This is a genomic window from Proteiniborus sp. MB09-C3, assembly GCF_030263895.1.
GTDB lineage: Bacteria > Bacillota > Clostridia > Tissierellales > Proteiniboraceae > Proteiniborus.
Genome location: NZ_CP127161.1, coordinates 1,013,915 through 1,033,382, shown reverse-complemented (window position 1 = coordinate 1,033,382; position 19,468 = coordinate 1,013,915). Strand labels below are relative to the sequence as shown.

The 19,468-nt window shown below is 32.8% G+C and carries 18 protein-coding genes; all 18 read right to left on the bottom strand.

All coding sequences use genetic code 11. The features are described from left to right. Positions 1-26 precede the first annotated feature (26 nt). A complete protein-coding gene (locus QO263_RS04885; protein ID WP_285627080.1) occupies positions 27-758 on the bottom strand; it encodes a vWA domain-containing protein in 732 nt (243 codons plus the stop codon). A 236-nt stretch (positions 759-994) separates the two neighbouring features. After that, positions 995-3,388 (bottom strand): stage II sporulation protein E, encoded by a 2,394-nt coding sequence (gene spoIIE, locus QO263_RS04880; RefSeq protein WP_285627077.1) that lies wholly within the window; start codon positions 3,386-3,388, stop codon positions 995-997. Between the two features lie 439 nt (positions 3,389-3,827). Then, complete coding sequence (locus QO263_RS04875) at positions 3,828-4,238, bottom strand: S1 RNA-binding domain-containing protein (RefSeq protein WP_285627074.1); 411 nt, start codon at positions 4,236-4,238, stop codon at positions 3,828-3,830. 87 nt (positions 4,239-4,325) lie between these two features. Then, positions 4,326-4,646, bottom strand: coding sequence for an FtsB family cell division protein (locus QO263_RS04870; protein ID WP_285627071.1), 321 nt, complete (start codon positions 4,644-4,646; stop codon positions 4,326-4,328). A gap of 87 nt (positions 4,647-4,733) precedes the next feature. Continuing rightward, positions 4,734-5,243 carry a spore cortex biosynthesis protein YabQ gene (gene yabQ / locus QO263_RS04865; RefSeq protein ID WP_285627068.1) on the bottom strand — a complete coding sequence of 170 codons (510 nt, stop codon included), beginning with the start codon at positions 5,241-5,243 and terminating at the stop codon, positions 4,734-4,736. Positions 5,244-5,270: 27 nt separating this feature from the next. Continuing rightward, the gene (yabP, locus tag QO263_RS04860) at positions 5,271-5,558 is read right to left on the bottom strand and encodes a sporulation protein YabP (RefSeq protein WP_285627065.1); all 288 of its coding nucleotides are present in this window, start codon (positions 5,556-5,558) and stop codon (positions 5,271-5,273) included. A gap of 190 nt (positions 5,559-5,748) precedes the next feature. Beyond that, the gene (locus QO263_RS04855; RefSeq protein WP_285627062.1) at positions 5,749-5,979 is read right to left on the bottom strand and encodes a PF20097 family protein; all 231 of its coding nucleotides are present in this window, start codon (positions 5,977-5,979) and stop codon (positions 5,749-5,751) included. Between the two features lie 90 nt (positions 5,980-6,069). Next, a complete protein-coding gene (locus tag QO263_RS04850) occupies positions 6,070-6,309 on the bottom strand; it encodes an RNA-binding S4 domain-containing protein (RefSeq protein WP_285627058.1) in 240 nt (79 codons plus the stop codon). Between the two features lie 234 nt (positions 6,310-6,543). Then, complete coding sequence (gene hbs / locus QO263_RS04845) at positions 6,544-6,822, bottom strand: non-specific DNA-binding protein Hbs (protein WP_285627054.1); 279 nt, start codon at positions 6,820-6,822, stop codon at positions 6,544-6,546. Between the two features lie 79 nt (positions 6,823-6,901). Next, positions 6,902-8,380 carry a bifunctional methyltransferase/pyrophosphohydrolase YabN gene (yabN, locus tag QO263_RS04840; protein WP_285627052.1) on the bottom strand — a complete coding sequence of 493 codons (1,479 nt, stop codon included), beginning with the start codon at positions 8,378-8,380 and terminating at the stop codon, positions 6,902-6,904. A gap of 62 nt (positions 8,381-8,442) precedes the next feature. Next, complete coding sequence (locus tag QO263_RS04835) at positions 8,443-10,053, bottom strand: putative polysaccharide biosynthesis protein (protein ID WP_285627049.1); 1,611 nt, start codon at positions 10,051-10,053, stop codon at positions 8,443-8,445. Positions 10,054-10,235: 182 nt separating this feature from the next. Continuing rightward, positions 10,236-10,787 (bottom strand): stage V sporulation protein T, encoded by a 552-nt coding sequence (spoVT, locus tag QO263_RS04830; protein WP_285627047.1) that lies wholly within the window; start codon positions 10,785-10,787, stop codon positions 10,236-10,238. Between the two features lie 300 nt (positions 10,788-11,087). Then, positions 11,088-12,104, bottom strand: coding sequence for a peptidylprolyl isomerase (locus tag QO263_RS04825; RefSeq protein WP_285627044.1), 1,017 nt, complete (start codon positions 12,102-12,104; stop codon positions 11,088-11,090). Positions 12,105-12,141: 37 nt separating this feature from the next. Next, positions 12,142-15,678: a transcription-repair coupling factor gene (mfd, locus tag QO263_RS04820; RefSeq protein WP_285627042.1), complete on the bottom strand. Its 3,537-nt coding sequence runs from the start codon at positions 15,676-15,678 to the stop codon at positions 12,142-12,144. A 39-nt stretch (positions 15,679-15,717) separates the two neighbouring features. Further along, the gene (pth, locus tag QO263_RS04815) at positions 15,718-16,299 is read right to left on the bottom strand and encodes an aminoacyl-tRNA hydrolase (protein ID WP_285627041.1); all 582 of its coding nucleotides are present in this window, start codon (positions 16,297-16,299) and stop codon (positions 15,718-15,720) included. A gap of 21 nt (positions 16,300-16,320) precedes the next feature. Continuing rightward, complete coding sequence (locus tag QO263_RS04810; RefSeq protein WP_285627040.1) at positions 16,321-17,268, bottom strand: ribose-phosphate pyrophosphokinase; 948 nt, start codon at positions 17,266-17,268, stop codon at positions 16,321-16,323. A gap of 13 nt (positions 17,269-17,281) precedes the next feature. Then, the gene (gene glmU, locus QO263_RS04805; protein WP_285627038.1) at positions 17,282-18,658 is read right to left on the bottom strand and encodes a bifunctional UDP-N-acetylglucosamine diphosphorylase/glucosamine-1-phosphate N-acetyltransferase GlmU; all 1,377 of its coding nucleotides are present in this window, start codon (positions 18,656-18,658) and stop codon (positions 17,282-17,284) included. A gap of 222 nt (positions 18,659-18,880) precedes the next feature. After that, positions 18,881-19,141 carry a septation regulator SpoVG gene (gene spoVG, locus QO263_RS04800; protein ID WP_285627036.1) on the bottom strand — a complete coding sequence of 87 codons (261 nt, stop codon included), beginning with the start codon at positions 19,139-19,141 and terminating at the stop codon, positions 18,881-18,883. Between the last annotated feature and the right edge of the window lie 327 nt (positions 19,142-19,468).

Genomic DNA, 19,468 nt, shown 5'->3' with positions numbered 1-19,468 from the left:
TGTGTCTTACCTAATTGCACTCTATTTTATACACTCATACTCTTAAAAACTATTTCCTCTTCTACATTAATTCCATAATTGAGATCATTACTTAAAAGCTCTATAGCACTTTTAATGGCAGGACCTGTAGGAGTATTGCCTCCTATAAGTATCTTGTTAAGTGACTCTTCAAGCAGTGCTATATTTTCTGTAAAGTCACAGAGAATATCATATTGTCCTTGATTTTTCCCAGGATAGCTTATTACTGATACTTTCGTTTTTCCTTTCCTTTGATTTAATATTCTCAAGAGATTTAATATGCTTTTCTTAGCCATACTAATTTTATTAGCCATGCTGCTGCTGGAATCTATAACTACACAGCAATTAATATTTATCTCATCTCCAAGCCTGTCTATCATGTCTGTAACCTTTACTCTAGATTGTGGAGGCATATCATTAAGTCCAGTACCGATTATTTCTTTCAATTCCTTACTTACTGCTTCCTCTATGGTTTTATAAACTGATTTTACAGTTACCATGCTCAAAGCAGTTGAAAGGTTCTGAATATTAGTCAATTCCCATACCCCTCCACCAGCTTCTGCTATATCCATAATTTCTTTTAATGGTCTTTCATCATTTGTTTTATCTGTTATTCCTATGGTGCTTATAGTAACTCCTTTTTCATATCCTTCTCTTGCAGCACTTATAGGGTCTATACCCTCATTAGATTCTCCATCAGTTATAAGCATTACCTGTCTAAATTCAATAATCTTATCCATAACAACAATCCTCCTAAGCTTTTTTTGTAATTATTGCCAAGCCCTAGATTTATATACATTTTAATGATTTTAGACATCATTTTGTAACTAATACATAGATATGCTAGTCCATCAATTTTCAGAACTTGCTGTTGTGTTTAAGCCACCAATCGGGTTAGGTCATAATAAGGCATGTGAGTTTTCTCACATGCCTTATTCGATGGCTAACAGTTCTAAGATTTCATCTCGAACTTTGTTTATCTTCTCTTCCATATCTTAGTTACTAGTACAGTCATATCATCATTTGCTGTCCCATGGCAAGCTTCTAATGCAGCATCCATTATTTTGTCTGCAATAGTCTGAGGATTTACACTTTCAATATCATGAATAATCTTAGCTAACCACTTTTCCTTATTATCTTCATCATAATTCGAATCTAAAATACCATCAGATACCATAACAATGAAATCTCCATCCTCTAATTCTTCCTCGTATACTTGAATATCAACATCCTTAAGTATACCTACAGGAAGTGAATGAGAATTAATTATCTGTACCTTATCCCTTCTCTTAACAAATGTCGGCGCTGAACCAATTTTCACAAATTGAGTCTTACCTCTGTACAAATCGATAATTGACATATCTATGGTTGCCAGCATCTCGTCTGAGGACTTTAGCACTAATACTGAGTTAATAGTCTTCAAAGCTAGTTCTTTATCAAATCCTGCCTCTAAAAACTTTTCAAGTAATGAGATAGTAATATCACTTTCTTGGCTTGCTTTGTGTCCAACCCCCATTCCGTCACTAATGACTGCGAAGTAGTTATTGTTTCTTTCTCCAAAGGTATAATTATCTCCAGATACGCTATTAAATCCTTTATCCATCCTAGATACCTTTGTAATTGCTCCAAAACGATTTGCCTTTATAAGCTTAAATTTTATTTTTTTATCCTCTTGTTTAGTGCTGGCACAATATTTATCACTAGTCAGCTGAATACCTACTATTTCAGACACGATTGTTTTTGATTTATTTATAACATCATCGCTATCTCGAGATTTCACCTCTAGGTATATTTCGAAATCATCTCTTTCATTCTCTGTAACAATTACCTTATCTACATTTATTTTATTTTTTTTCAAACCTGCATAGATCTCCTTTTCTACGTCCTGTTTAAACCTTACATCATTATATATTTCATTTGCCAAATCCTTAATCACTTTAGACATGCCCTCTAGCTGCTGAGATACAAGCTGCCTGCTTTCCAATATTTTATTCTCCCATCTATAGTCAAGCCTATAGATATCAAATAGATAATTGACCTTCTGTGCAATTTCATCGGTTTTTGTACATCTTTTATTAAAGATATCTGGCATCATATTAGGAGAAATGCTTCCCTTCATCTCAATAATGCCTAAAATCTCAAACATTGATTGATATGTTGTGTAAAAGTCGCTTTCCCAACAAAACCTGCAAAGAGAGCATTTACTGCAAACTTGATTAGCTACAGCATCAATAAGCTTAGATACATCCTTTTGTTCAACAACCTTTTCCCTATCTGATACCCTTCTAAAGGTTTGTCCAAGCTCTTCAAAAACCTGTGATATTTCAGTAAGCCTTTTGTAAGTCATATCCTTAACCCTATTTGAATATGCTTCCTCTATTTGTGTTCTACCAGATACACCGATAACAACCTTGCTGCCTAATCCTTTTGCTAATTTTATAACTAAAAGAAATATGACAATGGATAATAGAATTTCCTTATTTTTAAGTATTGTCTGTGTAGATCCATCTATATAAAATGACATAATAATGTTTCCCAAAAGAAAACCTAGGCAGCTACCGATTTTGCCTACTTCCTTAAATAGTCCAGACAAAAGCCCCGCAAATCCATATATGGATATGACAAAAGGCAAGCTAATCTGCGACATCGATGTAATTACACCAATAGTAATACCTACAGCAGTACCTATTGAAGGTCCTTTATTAAATGCAAAAAATATTACAATTGCTATTCCAATTACATTTTTTATTGATATCCCGAATATACCTATGCTATCCAAGCCAGATACAGCTAATGCAAGCATTATTGCTCCACAAATGACTTCCTCACTTGAAAACACCCTGTTAAACGTAGTATCTATAGTAGGGATACTATAGGAAAGTATATATGTAAGAGTAAATACGACTATACCCTCAAAGGCTGTTAGCATTAAATCATAAATATAATAATCATTAATGATTAAGTACAAACTTTTGAGCAGCACCAGAGATAAGGCTGAGAATATAGATGTTTTTATTATGCTTTCCTTAAATTTGGGATTTAATATTTTAAATGTGAAGAATATAAACCATACAACTGAAATATATTGATAACTGCCAAGTCCATGAACCGTTATAATCCCCAAAGATATAAATAACGGAATCAAATATGAGCTTCCGTATTTTATACAATAGGCCGATATAAATGCAATTCCAAAAGGAGTCAATCCTTCCATAATAGACGATCTGCTTATAAGATAGGCTAAAACACCAATTACAAAAGTACTGATGTTAATTCCTTTAATAATTCCTTTTAGGTTCTTGAAATCAATAGCTCTTCTGCTCCACCTGCCTTGTTCACTTGTAGGAAACATTTCAGTTCTACTTATCATTTCATATCCCTCCACCCAGTCTTTAGTTTATGTCATTGTAACAAATAGATTTCAAAATATTTGTCAATCTAGGTTGTAGGGTTTTAATAAGTTTCTGACAATATCTAGTATACTTTTATCATTTTTTAGGGCTAAAGTATTTAAAGAAAATATAATGTTAATTTAAGAAATCTTTATAGCAAGTAGTCTACTCCTGCTAAAATCTAATGCCATCAAATATCGACAAGTATAATTCATGCCTAATAAAAAAAATAATCTAGATGAACTAATGTATTATCCTGTAATATTCCTGCAAATAAAGTATGCAGCCATAATACAGCTTAATATTTAGAACCTAGATTAACTATACTTAATACCTTTTTATTAAAAACAAAACATAATTTTGTCAAAAGAAAATCGGGTTAGGTCATAAAAAAACCGGGGAATCCCCGGTTGTATTCTATGCTCTGCGACTTTTCGCTCCAAAACCTTTTTTTGTTTCCTTCTTTTTGATCTGCTCTTGCTTCTCACTGCTATCCTTTAAAAACTTTGCCATCTTATCCTCAAAAGACATAAATTTTTGCTTATCGTCAGTCTTATTCCAGTCTATTTCTACTGGCATAGTTTTAGACTTTTTCGGCTCGGCTTGTCTTATTGAGAGGCTAATTTTTCCCTCATCACTAATCGATAAAATCTTTACCTTAACAGCTTGATCTTTTTTTAAGTAATCGCTTACATTGTTGACATAATCATGAGATATTTCGGATATATGAACTAGTCCAGTCTTTCCTTCTGGCAGTTGAATAAAAGCACCAAAGTTTGTAATACCTGTGACTGTGCCTTCAACTACATTACCTACTAAAACGGGCATAAATTAAAAACTCCTCCTTTAGATATTTTAAATACATCAACTTATTTTAGTATATATTATAACAATTAATATGTCAATCTGTTAAAATCAGTTATCTATGCCCTTGCTAGACTTGTCTTTGATTTTATTAGTATCTATATATATTATCTCATCTGGCATCACCATTTTTAACTCTTCCCTAGCCATTTTCTCAATATATTCTAATGAGTCTGTATACTTCAATTTTTCTTCTATATCCGCTACTTCACTATTGAGTTTCTTTACTTCCTCTTGTTTTTGTATCTTTTCACTTTCAAAAGCCTTGATTAACCTTTGCTGTTTAAAAAATGTTATTCCCAAATAGATAACTACGGCTAATATGAAAAAATGACTTATTCTAAATCTCCTTCTAGGTTTTCTTTCTCTCATTAGACTCACCTTTCTTATTTCTGCTTTAGTATATAATGCTTCTACAAAACTTATTAAAATCCTTTGTAAAAGCAAAATTTTTAGGACTTACTTTTTTCTAAATATGGTTTTAATATTTTTCTTTAAACCCTTAAGCATTATAAAAGGCAGCTTTAGATATCTTTTAGCTCTATTAGTTAACCTGTTTACATTAGATCTTGCCTTATTATATGGTCCTTGAAGCCTTGAGCCGATCAATCTGAATGGGAGAAAAACAACTTTAAGTATATACTTTAAGATTTTTACAATGCCATTTACAAGCCATACTATTGTAGTAATTATAATTTTACTTAAAAACCTTGAATATAAAAAGGCTCCACTAAAGAACCCAAGAAAAATATATCCCCTTATTTCACCCCAATTAGTGTATAAAATAACTGTCAGAAATATAACTGAGATAATAATCCAGAAAATAAAATCCTCTATAAAGGTAGCCACTTTCTTAGGCCTTAGATAATATCTAAATATCCTATATAAATCATATATAAACCCCATTACTATACCACCATATAGGGTTGCAAAAAATATATAAACTTGGTTTTGAATACTGATGTCCATCCGACCACCTCATGCTAATGCTAATACTTACTTAAACATCTTTCCTAATAATCCATTTCCTTTCCCACTTGAAATTTCTTTGTTCGTATAAACTATACTATTTATAATACCTTGAATAGTTACATTTCCATCTTCTAGGTTTAATTTGCTTATATTTAATGAAGTCCCCTTTATATTGATGCCTCCCTTTGATGTTGCGAGGATGATTGTGTTATCGTTAAAGCTTTCTACAGATTCAACACCTGAAATCGCAAGCTTTTCTCTATCTTCAAGTATTATATTATTACTTTTGGTTGTAACCTTTTTCTCAGTCATCTTTCTCCTCCTTTTTATACTTATGTTAATAAATATGTTTTTCATACTTTGTTTATGCTAGGTATAGGAGATATTAGCTCTATATAGTATGTTTTTTAAGAAATAAAAAAACAAGGTTAAGACTAGATATATAAATAATCTAACTTAACCTTGCTTAAATATTAATACTCTTTTCATTCTGCTTAATCAGCTAATCTTCATACTCAATAATCACTTTTTTGCATATCCTACAGGCATATGCAACTGGATTATCCCACTCTAATAAATGTGATTTGGATATAATCATGCCATTATGCTTTTTTATATTTTTCTCAGTTCTTAGAAAAAATCCTGTTCCTTCAGGTAACCAAAGCATTTTATACCTTCTATTATCACTAATATATCCTTTTTCCATTTCCTTATTGCAGTATGGACAATTCATATATTATCTCTCCCTATTACAAAAAACAATGAGGGTATCATTCCCTAGATATATGACAAAGAATTTTGATTTATCATCCTTATAATCATATTATAAATTCCTATACATATCTTCTGCACTTTCCTTAGTAACATGTTCAAGTAGCTTGAGAACTTCTATTTTCATGGTATTTGTACCGAAGTTTATCTCTATTTTATCTCCAATGCTTAATTCAGTTCCAGGCTTTGCTTCTTTTCCATTCACAAAAACCCTTCCTTGTTCACAGGCCTCTTTTGCTATAGTTCTTCTTTTGATTATTCTTGCATTTTTTAGATATTTGTCTATTCTCATATAGTTCACCCCATTTTATATGACAGTACAGACTGCCCTACAGTCACCTCTACAATGTTAAAAAGCAAATGTCCCTTGCGCATATTTCGCAGTCTCGCAACACAAATTTATTTGTTCGCTATCGCTCACATAAATTTGGTGCTCGTTGCGTTTGACCTACCATCGATTTCCCGATAAAATCATTCGTGAAATCGGGTTAGGTCATAAAAAAATCAGGTCACTGACCTGATTCTCTTATTTGTTAACTGCTTCTTTTAAAGTTTTGCCAGCTTTGAAAACTGGAGCTGAAGATGCTGGTATTTTTATAACTTCTTCAGGATTTCTTGGGTTTCTACCTTCTCTAGCTTTCCTTTCTCTAACCTCGAAAGTACCAAATCCAACTAATTGCACCTTTTCTCCACCTGCTAATGCTTCCTCAACACTCTTCATAAATGCATTTAAAGCATTTTCAGCATCTTTTTTAGTTAAATTACTTTTTTCAGCCATGCTAGCTACTAATTCAGCTTTGTTCACAATATAACCTCCCTTTTAATATTAATTTGGTTACGTATAGCTTATTCTATGTTTTTTAGCAAAATCCTTCTTTTCTGTACTATTTTTTATCATTTTTTTTATTTTTATGTATTTTTGCCTTATTCCACATAAAATCCATGTCTTTGAGGGGCATTTTCTTTAAATCCATACCCATTTTCTTACTTTCGACCTCTATAAATTCAAACCTATCGACAAATTTTTCTATGGTTCTATTTATAGCATTTTCAGGATTTATGCCTACAAACCTACATACATTTACTACTGCAAATATTAAATCTCCTATTTCGCCTTCTAAACTGTCCTTATCCTTGTTCCTGATTTCTTCCATAACTTCGTCTAACTCTTCATACAGCTTCTCTATTGCCCCACTTTCGTCGTCCCAGTCAAACCCCACATCAGCAGCTCTTTGTTGAATCTTATAGCTTCTCATAAGTGAAGGAAGGCTCTTAGGTACGTCTTTAAGCCTATCAGTATAGCTTTGAATACTTTTTTCTTCAGCCTTCATATCATTCCAGCTTTTTAAAGCCTCAGATACATTGCTGGCCGTTTGATCTAAAAACACATGAGGATGTCTATGAATAAGCTTATTGCAAATATTTGATGTAACATCCCAAAAGTTAAAGTATCCTTCTTCCTTGCCGATTTGACTATGAAATACTACTTGAAGCAATAAATCTCCTAGTTCATCTGCTAGAGCATCCATATCATCATTATTGATTGTGTCTACTACTTCATAAGCTTCCTCAATCACATATTCCCTTAAAGAGATATGGGTCTGTTCTGCATCCCAAGGGCATCCATCCTTTCCTCTTAGCCTTTCCATGATTCTCATTAAATCATAGATATCATATCTGGCTTTATTTTTTACTTTAGGTACATAGACACTTGTTAAAAAGCTTATACAATCTAGTCTATCTAACTCATACAGAGGAATCCTAAATACCTTTTCTTCATGCTTAATACCAGCAGAGTTTATAACATATATCTCATGTTCATCCCCATAAACTTCCATGAGAGCAAGCTTAAGCTCTGATGCTCTCATTTTATCATACACTTGAGTTATTAAACAGTCAATATTTATATCAAAATTTGTCTCAAAAATATTTAGTCCATCTATTACTTTAAGACCATTTATAGGATCATAACCTACTGCTAATATTACAGGCTCTATGAAGCTTAAACCAGGTATTATTTCTAACTCTATGGATTCTCTTTTTTCAAGCTCCATTAGCATTGTGACTGTTTTCTCAGCTACTAATGGATGACCAGGTACACAATAAGTAATGCTTTCAAATTTTTGAGACTTTTTTACTAAATCTTGGACTATAAACTCATATACTTTTTCAAAATTCTGCTGATTTTCATATACATAATCGTATGAACTATAATCTATTCCTTTTTCATCTAGATATTTTATTGTAGGATGTTTTTCTGTTCTCAAAAATACCTTATTTCCATTACATATTTTTTCTATAGCACCTAATGTAAGTGAGCTTATATCTCCTGGTCCTAGCCCTACTACTACAATTTTCCCCATAGTTTACCTCCATATTTACTCTTATCATTGACAAATCCTGTTTTCTTTATACATGTGTATTTCTAGCTTTTTAAAAGTCTTTTAGATTTTAATTTCTTAGCCAGCTTTTCTCCCTTAGGTAAAAGCTCAAAGTCCTCTGATGTTAAGGCACCGCTTAGAAGCAAGGCTATGACATAGGCAATTCCGCCAATACCAATAGAAAGTACAGTTGAAATCTTGCTTCCTAGTATTCCAGAAGTATATCTGTAGCTAACCCAAACAATGGCCGTCATTATAAGAGTTGATATTATAGGTTTTAAGGCTATATCTATAAACCTGAACTGAACCTTAGTATATTTTTTAACTTCAATAAAATTAAGTATTGCAGCAACCAAATAAGCCATTATTGTACTAATAGCTGCACCCTTTACATTAATAGAAGGTATACCTGTAAGTATATAAGTAAATATGGTCTTAACTATAGCTCCTATAGCTAAATTCTTAACAGGTATCATTATTTTTCCCAATCCTTGAAGTATAGCTGTAAGAGATTGAATCAATGTCAAAAATATAAGACTTATAGCTAAAATTTGAAGTATGGCTCCTGTGCTTTGTTTTTCAGCTAAACTATAGTTATAGTATAAAAGATCAATAATAGGTGTAGATAATATAAATAAACCAAATGCACAAGGAAGTCCAATAAGGAGAGTTACCCTAATTCCTGACTTAGTTGTACTTCTAATTTCACTAAAATCTTTTCTTGCAAATGCACTAGATATTGCTGGCACTAAGCTCACTGCTATAGCCATAGACAGTACTTGAGGAAGATTAATTAAAGTTTGCGCATTTCCCGTAAGTTGTCCATATAAAGCCGTGGCTTCTTTTTGGGTAAAACCTATTTCTTGTAGCCTTCTCATAATAAGAAAAGTATCTATAGTACTAATTATAGGTAAAATTGAAGCACCAATAGTAATAGGCACAGCTATAATTAGAATATCTTTTACAATTTTACTTACACTTTCCTGCTCAGAAGCAGCGCTACTCTTAACCTCTTCTATTATTTTGCCTTTTTCCTTTATATATATAATAACTATAATAATGGTACCTGCAATAGCTCCTGCGGAGGCTCCAAAGGATGCTCCTCCTGCTGCTTGTGGAAGTCCAATCCCCACTAACTGATAGGCTAGAAATAAGCCTATAGAAACACGAAACAGCTGCTCAATGAACTGAGATATAGCAGTAGGTGTCATGGACTGCCTACCTTGAAAATATCCCCTAAAAGCAGACATGATCGGCACAAAAAATAGTGCTGGTGTCATAGCAATGAGAGAATAATAGGCTTTGCTATTTCCAACTGCCTCTACAATATATCCAGCCGTAAAATATACAAACAAGGATGTAATTATACCAGCAGCTAAAAAACCCATGAATGATATTCTAAATACTCTATGGGCTCCTCTATAATCATGCAGTGCTCTTTTTTCAGAAACTATTTTGGCAATAGCAGTAGGAAACCCTGATGTGGATACTGCCACCAGTAATACGTAAAGTGGGTATGCAGTTTGATAGTACCCCATTCCCTCTGGTCCTATCATGTTTGAAAGGGGAATTCTATAAAAAGCTCCTAGTATCTTTACTATTAGACCTGCCAGCCCCAGTATAGCAGCTCCTTTTAAAAAATTATCTCTAGCCATAAGCGTCCTCCAATCTTGTTATCTAAACCTCATGTATATCCGACTAAGATTTTAATAAATTTTCTTTGTTAAAACCCTAGAACCATACATTTATAATTAGCAAATACTATTATATCAGAACTAGGCCAGATAATGAACAGAAATATTTAAGCCTACCACTGCTGGTAGGCTATGTAGATATACTATTGCTCCATTTGCTTTGACAAAAATGCTGCTGCAGTTTCGGCAAGCTTAATTTCAACGTCTCCCATTTTCACATTTGGTTCCTTTGTTACAAGTACTACTGCTCCAATTGGATCTCCTTGTGTTACAATAGGTGCAATAATTTGGTTGAGATATTTTTCTGGGTTTAACTCATCTGAGGCCAACCTAATTGGTTTACTTGTGCCCGTAGCTAAATAGGTCTCTCTGCTTTCCATAATTTTCTCTAGTTCAGGACTTACTCTTTTATCTAAGTACTCTTTTTTAGATCCTCCTGAAATAGCAACGATTGTATCCCTATCACATATCACTGAAGTATGACCTATATTTTCATATAATGACTCAGCGAATTCAGTTGCAAATTCATTTAACTCACCAATAGGAGAATATTTTTTTAATATTACCTCTCCTTCTCTGTCAGTAAATATTTCTAAAGGATCACCTTCTCTTATCCTAAGTGTTCTTCTAATTTCTTTAGGTATTACTACTCTACCTAGGTCATCAATCCTTCTTACGATTCCAGTAGCTTTCACTTATTTCCCTCCTCAATAATAAATGTAAATATATAGCTCTTTGTTTACTTATTATTTTACTATTGAGATTATTTTATGCATATGTGGAAATTTTATAGCAAAAATAAAAAAAGACTGCTTTAGCAGTCTCGCTACACAAATTTATTTGCTCGCTATCGCTCTCATAAATTTGGTCCTGACGGACACTCCTATCATAAACCTACAACAGGGTTGATGCTCGTTGCATTTGACCTACCTGCGATTTCCTGATAAAAACATTCAGAAAATCGGGTTAGGTCATAAGGCAGCCTTCTAATTTACTTATTCATTTTCTGTATTATCTTGCCCTTTATCCTGATCACTGTCCTGGGCTTTATTTTCTTCGTCACTTTTTGGGACTTCAGTATTCATAAGAATCTCTATCTTTGCATTATCTCTTAACTCTTTAACTTTTTGATCAAATTTAGCAGATTCCTTATTTTGTAGATCAGCTAGCACATTGTCCTTAACTTCTTCAAATGAATCCTTTATATCAGTTAGCTTTATTATGTGATATCCAAATTCTGTCTTTACTACATCGCTTATTTCACCTGGTTTTAACTCAAAAACAGCTTTTTCAAATTCAGGAACCATTTTACCTTTAGTAAAATAACCTAAATCTCCTTTCCTTGCCTCTGCACCAGGTTCAGTAGATAATTTTGTAAGCTCTTCGAAGGATTCTCCACTATTTATCCTTTTTAATATATCATTAGCTTCCTTTTCCGTTTTTACCAATATGTGACTAGCTCTAATAGAAACATAGGAATCCTTATTTTCTTCATATTGTTTCTTAACATCTTCATCAGAAATAATGGATTCAAAGAAATGATTTCTGTATTTATCTATAATCATTTCAGTTCTCATTCTTTTTTCCATATAATCTTCAGTCATACTGTTTTGTTTAAGAAACTCTTTTAATTTTTCTTTTCCACCTACTGACACAATGAACTGATCTATAGCCTCATCAACTTCTTTGTCTTTCACTGTAATCTTTTGCTTCTCTGCATCCTGTAATATTACATTTTCAACTATAAGATTGTCTAATACTACTTGCTTCAATTCTTCTTCAAAGGTTTTTCCTTTTCCCATATCCTTTGACATAATATCTGATCCTAACTGATTTTCATACATTTTTTTATTTATATCGAAATTAATTCCAAATTCAGATTTTGATATAATCTTTCCATTAACTATTGCAACTGAATCTTCTTTTGATGCATTGCAACCATTTAGTACCATAGATAATATGAATATAGCTGCTGTAATTAATATTATTTTTCTATTTATTCTAAATTGCAATCCTTACCCTCCTAACGTTAAGCCTACATATATAATATTATATATTATTTGTATCCATATGAAAACTACTAATTTTTTCAATTACCTTCTCTAACTCTTTCAATATGCTCTCTTGTGACTTGCCTGTAAGCTTATATTTGAAATTTGGGTTTTTAGATAAATCAAATGTCATTCTTCTGCCATAGGACAAGACTAATTCATTTATCAAATCAGGAGTAATGCTTTCTAGCGATTTAAATTCTAGCTTTATAATTTGATCATTTTGAGATACAGAAACTATCTTTGCCTTACTGCAAAGAGATTTGATATATGATATCTTTAATAGATTTGTCACTTCATTTGGTATTTCGCCAAATCTGTCTATTATTTCCTCTAAGACATCTGAATAATCCTGCTTATTCATAATAGATGCAATTCTCTTATATATTTCTACTTTCTGTTCCTCGTTTTCGATGTATTTTTTAGGTATATATCCGTCTACATTAAGTTCTATAGTAGTCTCTACTGCTTCTTCCCCTTGTTTTCCTTTAAGTTTCTTTATAGTCTCATCTAGGAATTTAACATATAGATCATAGCCTATGGCAGCCATTTGACCATGCTGTTCTGAGCCCAGCAAGTTGCCTGCTCCTCTGATTTCCAAGTCTCTCATTGCTATTTTAAATCCAGAGCCAAACTCAGTAAACTCCTTTATTGCTTTTAACCTCTTCTCTGCAACCTCAGTTAACACTTTATCCTTCTCATAAGTAAAGTAGGCGGAGGCTACTCTGTTAGAACGCCCTACCCTGCCTCTTAACTGATATAATTGAGAAAGTCCCATTTTGTCAGCATCATTTATGATTATTGTGTTTACATTAGGTATGTCAAGACCTGTCTCAATAATGGTCGTACATACCAACACATCTGTCTCTCTATTAAGAAAATCCATCATTACTCTTTCAAGCTCTCTCTCACTCATCTGCCCATGACCAATGGCTACCCTGGCATCAGGAACTAAGCTTTTTACCTTAGAAGCAAACTGTTGAATATTTTGAACTCTATTATAAAGATAATAAATCTGTCCTTCCCTATTGAGTTCTCTAATAATAGCATCTCTCATTAGCTGGTCGTTGTATTCAACAACATATGTCTGTACAGGGTATCTCTCCTCTGGGGGTTCTTCAATGACACTCATATCTCTAATACCTATTAAAGACATATGAAGAGTTCTCGGTATAGGAGTAGCTGTTAGGGTAAGGACATCTATACTCTCCTTTATTACTTTAATTGATTCCTTATGCTTAACCCCAAATCTTTGCTCTTCATCTATGACCAATAATCCTAAATCCTTATATTTTACATCTTTTGATAGAAGTCTGTGAGTTCCAACTACAATATCAAGATTTCCGCTTTTTAAGTCATTTATTATTTTCTTTTGCTGATTTGGTGTTCTAAATCTGCTTAACATCTCAGCTTTTACAGGAAACTGGCTAAATCTCTCGATTATTGTATTATAATGCTGCTGAGCTAATATGGTTGTGGGTACTAAAATAGCCACCTGTTTGCCATCCATTATTGCCTTAAATGCAGCCCTCAAAGCCACCTCAGTCTTTCCATAGCCCACATCTCCACATAACAATCTATCCATAGGTCTATCTTTTTCCATATCTCTTTTGATTTCCTCTATACATCTTAATTGATCATCGGTTTCCTCATATGAAAAAGCATCTTCAAATTGTTTTTGCCATGGAGTATCATGAGAAAACCTATATCCCTTAATAGTTTGTCTGGAAGCATAAAGCTTAATCAAATCTGCTGCCATATCTTCTATGGCTTTTTTAACCTTTGTCTTAGTTTTTGCCCATTCACTGCTGCCAAGCTTATTTACCTTAGGCTCAGTTGTATCTGAACCAATATATTTTTGAATTAGATTCATTTGATCTATTGGCACATAAAGCTTATCTTCACCTGAATACTTTACTGATAAATAGTCCTTTCGTACTCCCTGCACTGTTAATTGCTCTACTCCAACATATTTTCCTATACCATGGGTTTCATGCACTACATAATCCCCTATATTTAAATCTGTAAAGGATGCAATCTTAGCAGTATCCTTTCTTGTCTTTACTGATCTTGCCTTTTTATATGTCCCAAACACTTCTTTATCGCTTATAATTGCAAGCTTTAGGTTTGAATATTCAAATCCTCTGCTTATGCTCCCAGCAGTTATAAATACCTGTCCTGATTTGATTTCCCTAGAGGCATCATCTACATAGCTACATTCGATATTGTTTTCTAAAAGGTTTTGTGCTAGCCTAATCCCTCTTTCTTTAGTGCCAGAAAGTATTATGGTCTTATATCCTCTATATTTAAAATGCTTAAGCTCATCCGATAAAATCTCAATCTTATTATGAAAGGACTGCATACTCTTTATAGTGAAATTGATTATAGCCTTAGGTTTAAATCTAGGATTATTTTTTAAAAGATTTGTTGTAGTGATGCAAGTCATTTTAGATATATTGTCTAAAATAGTATCATAGGTATGGTATATATCCTGATGCTTCGATAATACTTCTCCTCTCTCAAATTGATCAGTGTATCTATTTATGAAATCCTGTTTAAGACCCTTAATGCTTTCTTCTATTCTCTGCGGTTCGTCTATTATGACCAGCGAGTCATTTTTGAAGTATTCAATAATATTAGAAATATTTTGTTTCAAGTAAGGTACTAGTAAGTCAATATTTCCTATACTTAGTCCATTTGATAATCTATCTATATAATATCTAAACTTTTCAGTCAGATTATCAATTATTTCTGTTTCTCCCTTTTTTTGAAGCTTTTTGATAGATGTGTTTAAATCACCTTCAATGCCATTGATGATACTCTCCATCTCTCCATCTAAAATTAGAATCTCTTTAATTGGCGGAATGTGAATATTAGATAAATTTTCAATTGATCTTTGACTTTTTAAATCAAATATTCTTATTGAATCTATTTCATCATCAAATAGTTCAATCCTAAAAGGATTTTGAGAATTGACTGAAAAAAGGTCAATAATGCCTCCTCTTATACTAAACTGTCCTACTCCTTCTACCATGTCCACCCTTTCATAGCCTTGGACTACAAAGGTTTTTGATAGCTGGTTCAAATCAATAGTCTGCCCCAATTTAATATCAATTGTATATTTCCTAATCAAATCTTTTGCCATTATCTTGTTCATTATGGCATGAATAGATGATACCACAGCTATGTTTTCGCCCTGGATAAGTCTATCCATAACTTTTACTCTATGGTTTGATACTTCATGACTATGAGCATCAATATCATAAAGAACTACTTCCTTTGTGGGAAATAATTCGCTATTTTCTCTACTAAAAAAGCTTAAGTCCTCTACTATTTTTTTTGCTCTCATATCATCATAGGTTATTATAAGTATCTGTCTATTTAAGTGCTTATTTAGCCCATACGATATATGGGCTATATTCTCCTCTGATAATCCATGTAAGGCAATTGGTGAGGATTTTTTATTTATTTCATTCAATAATTGGTCATATGAAGACAGATTCTTTAAACTGTCTATAAACATATTTAATTCCATAAAACCAGCTCCTTAGCTAAAACACCTGTAGCCCAGGCTTTATATGCCTGGGCTATCAATATTTATATTAAACTCATTCATTGCAGTATTTATACCATTTGTGATAATCTTTTCAACTGCTTTGGCAGCTTGTTCAATAGTACTGTCTACACATATTCTATCATCCTTCGAGAAACCGCTTAGTACAAAATCTGCTAAATCCTGATGCTCATTAGGTTTACCTACGCCAATTTTAACCCTTGGAAAATTATCACTTTGAAGCAGGTATATGATAGATTTCATCCCATTATGAGTGCCTGCACTTCCTTTTGTCCTTATCCTTAGTGAGCCAAATTTTATGTCTACATCATCTAATATCACAATAATATTTTCTAGTGGTATCTTAAAGAAATTATATACTTCTAAAACGCTTTCTCCACTTCTATTCATATAAGTCTGTGGCTTTACCAGCAGTACCTTTTCGCCGCCTATTTGTGTCTCTCCATACACTGCTTTGAACTTGATCTTAGTAATCTTTACATTATTTCTCTGGGCAATACAGTCTATTGTATCGAAACCCACATTATGTCTGGTTCCTTTATATTTACTGCCAGGGTTGCCCAGCCCTATTACTGCATACAAACAACCAACTCCTTTATGAGTCTAATCGAATATTCTGCTAACGGACTCATTTCTGTATATTCTTCTTATTGCCTCTGCTATAATAGATGCCACTGATACTACTTCTATTTTATCTATTTTCTTTTCCTCTGTTAATGGAATTGTATCTGTAACCACTAGTTTCTCTATAACAGAATTTTGTATTCTCTCAATAGCAGGGCCTGATAATACTGCATGAGTACAGCATGCAAAAACTCTCTTAGCTCCAAAATCTTTTAATACACTTGCAGCCTTAGTCATAGAACCAGCTGTATCAATAATATCGTCAACTATTATAGCATCTTTTCCTTCAATATCTCCTATTACATTCATAACCTCTGACACATTTGCCTTTGGCCTTCTCTTTTCAATAATTGCAATAGGTAAGTCTAAAATACTAGCAAAGTTCCTTGCTCTTTGAACGCCACCAACATCAGGTGATACTATGACTGTATCACCTACTAAGTTTTTCTTGCAGTATTGTGCAAGTATAGGTCCTCCTAGCAGATGGTCAACTGGTATGTCAAAATATCCCTGTATCTGAGCAGCATGCAGATCCATAGTTATTATTCTATCTGGTCCAGATACTTCAAGAAGATCAGCGACAAGCTTAGCTGTTATAGGGTCTCTTGCTTTAGCCTTTCTATCTTGTCTTGCATATCCATAGTAAGGAACTACAGCATTTATTCTACCAGCAGAGGCTCTTTTAAGTGCATCAATCATTATTAAAAGCTCCATCAAACTTTCATTTACAGGCGGACATGTAGGCTGAATAACGAATACATCATATCCTCTTACCGTTTCACCTATATTCACAGAAATTTCTCCGTCACTGAATACACCAACCTCACTGTTTCCTAAAGTTTCACCGAGCTCAGTGCATATTCTTTCTGCTAGCTCCTTATTCGCATTGCCCGTGAAAATCTTTAAGTCTCTTCCACTAATGTTCATTTATAAGCCTCCTTTATTTTTTTAAACCTTTCTTTTTAACCCAACCCTCTTTATTTACTTGCCTAGCTCTTGCTATAGAAAGACTTTCCTTTGGTACTCTTTCTGTGATAGTAGAGCCTGCTGCAATATAAGCTCCTTCTTCTACTTCTACAGGCGATACAAGATTAGTATTACACCCTATAAAGGCATTATCCTGTACTATTGTCTTATGCTTTTCCTTGCCATCATAGTTTACAAATACTACTCCGCAGCCTATATTAACACCTTTTCCTACATATGCATCGCCAATGTATGAAAGGTGAGAAGCTTTTGAATTATCTTCTATCTTTGAATTTTTAACCTCTACAAAGTCCCCTATTTTTACATTCTTTCCAATCTCGCTATTCGGTCTAAGATATGCATAAGGACCAATATGTGCATTATCTCCTATTTTACTTTCCAAAATTGTTGATATCTGAATGTCTACTTCATTTCCTACATGACTATCTACAATTCTACTGTTCTGTCCTATGATACAATCCTCTCCAATATTGCTCTTGCCTTCAATAATAACACCAGGATATATTATAGTGTCTCTTTCTATTTTCACATCTGCATCAATATAAGTATTATCAGGATTTATAATAGTGACTCCATTAGCCATATGAGCATTATTAATTCTTTTTCTCATGACTTTTTCAGCCTCAGCAAGCTGTATTCTAGAATTTATTCCAAAAATTTCTTCCTTATCTAGGATTTTATATCCTCCAACCTTTAATCCTAAATCATTAAGTATTTTTATTGCATCCGTAATATAATATTCATTTTGAGCATTATTACTGTCTAATCTATCTAATGCCAGCTTTAAACTCTTACCATTAAAGCAATAAATTCCTGAATTGATTTCTTTAATATTTCTTTCTTCCTCACTTGCATCTTTATGTTCAACTATGCTGGTTACATTTCCGTTACTGTCTCTTATTATTCTTCCATAGCCTGTAGGGTCATCAAAATCAGCACTTAAAACGGTTGCCTCATAATTGCCTTTTTTATGAAACTCAATAGTGTTATTTATTGTTTCACTAGTAATTAGGGGAGTATCACCATATAAAATAATAACATGGCTGTCATCTTCTATATAGTCTTTGGCCTGCATAACAGCAAATCCAGTTCCATACGGTACCCCTTCTCCTATAGGTTGTTCTACAAAAAATACTTCTTCTTCAATGCCCTTCTGCACAAGGTCACTGCCATTACCTACTATAACTATGTTTTTATCTATACCAGAGGCTTTAGCAGTATTTATTACATGACTTAATAATGGCTTCCCACAGATTTTATGCATAACCTTTGGAAGCTTCGATTTCATTCTCGTACCTTCTCCTGCTGCAAGTATAATAGAAAAAATCATATTTCACTCTCCTCTTAGCTATTATGTTATACTAGTACTATATAGATAATATTTAGCTATTTTATGCCTTCTAATTCATCTATTTAAGTAAAATCGTTTATTAGCTACCAATAATAATATACTATTTTGCATATAAAAATACAAGATAATATATAAAATATGTATACAGTATTATATATACTTATTTGCAAAAAAGTAAAAAGGGTCTAACGACCCTTTAATTTACTCAATCATTGCTTTTTCGTACTCAGCAAAAACTGCTTCTTGTATAGCATTTCTTGTCTCTGAATTAATTGGATGAGCTATATCCCTAAACTCCCCATCAGCCATCTTTCTACTAGGCATAGCAATAAATAATCCATTCTGCCCTTCTATAATCTTAATGTCATGTACTACAAATTCATCATCGAATGTAACTGAAACTATAGCTTTCATTTTTCCCTCATTGTTAACTTTTCTGACTCTTACGTCTGTTACCTTCATGAATTCACCACCTTCCCACGGGGTCTCTGAACCTGATTTCGTAATTAACAATAATATTCTCTATCTTTTTGGTAATTCCTTCTTTTTAAACAAAAAATAATGAATTTTTGTATTCTTATACCCATATACTAATATTTGGTTATTTTTTATGATTTTTTATCCACTACTATTGTGTTATATTAAGTAATAATAGGATATAATCATTTTTAGTGCATATATTCCTTAACAAATAATTGCCAAGACATATATGGATTTCCACATTATACCTATTAAACATGAATATTATTCCACCTTATGAATAGCTTTATTCACACAATAATCAAATAT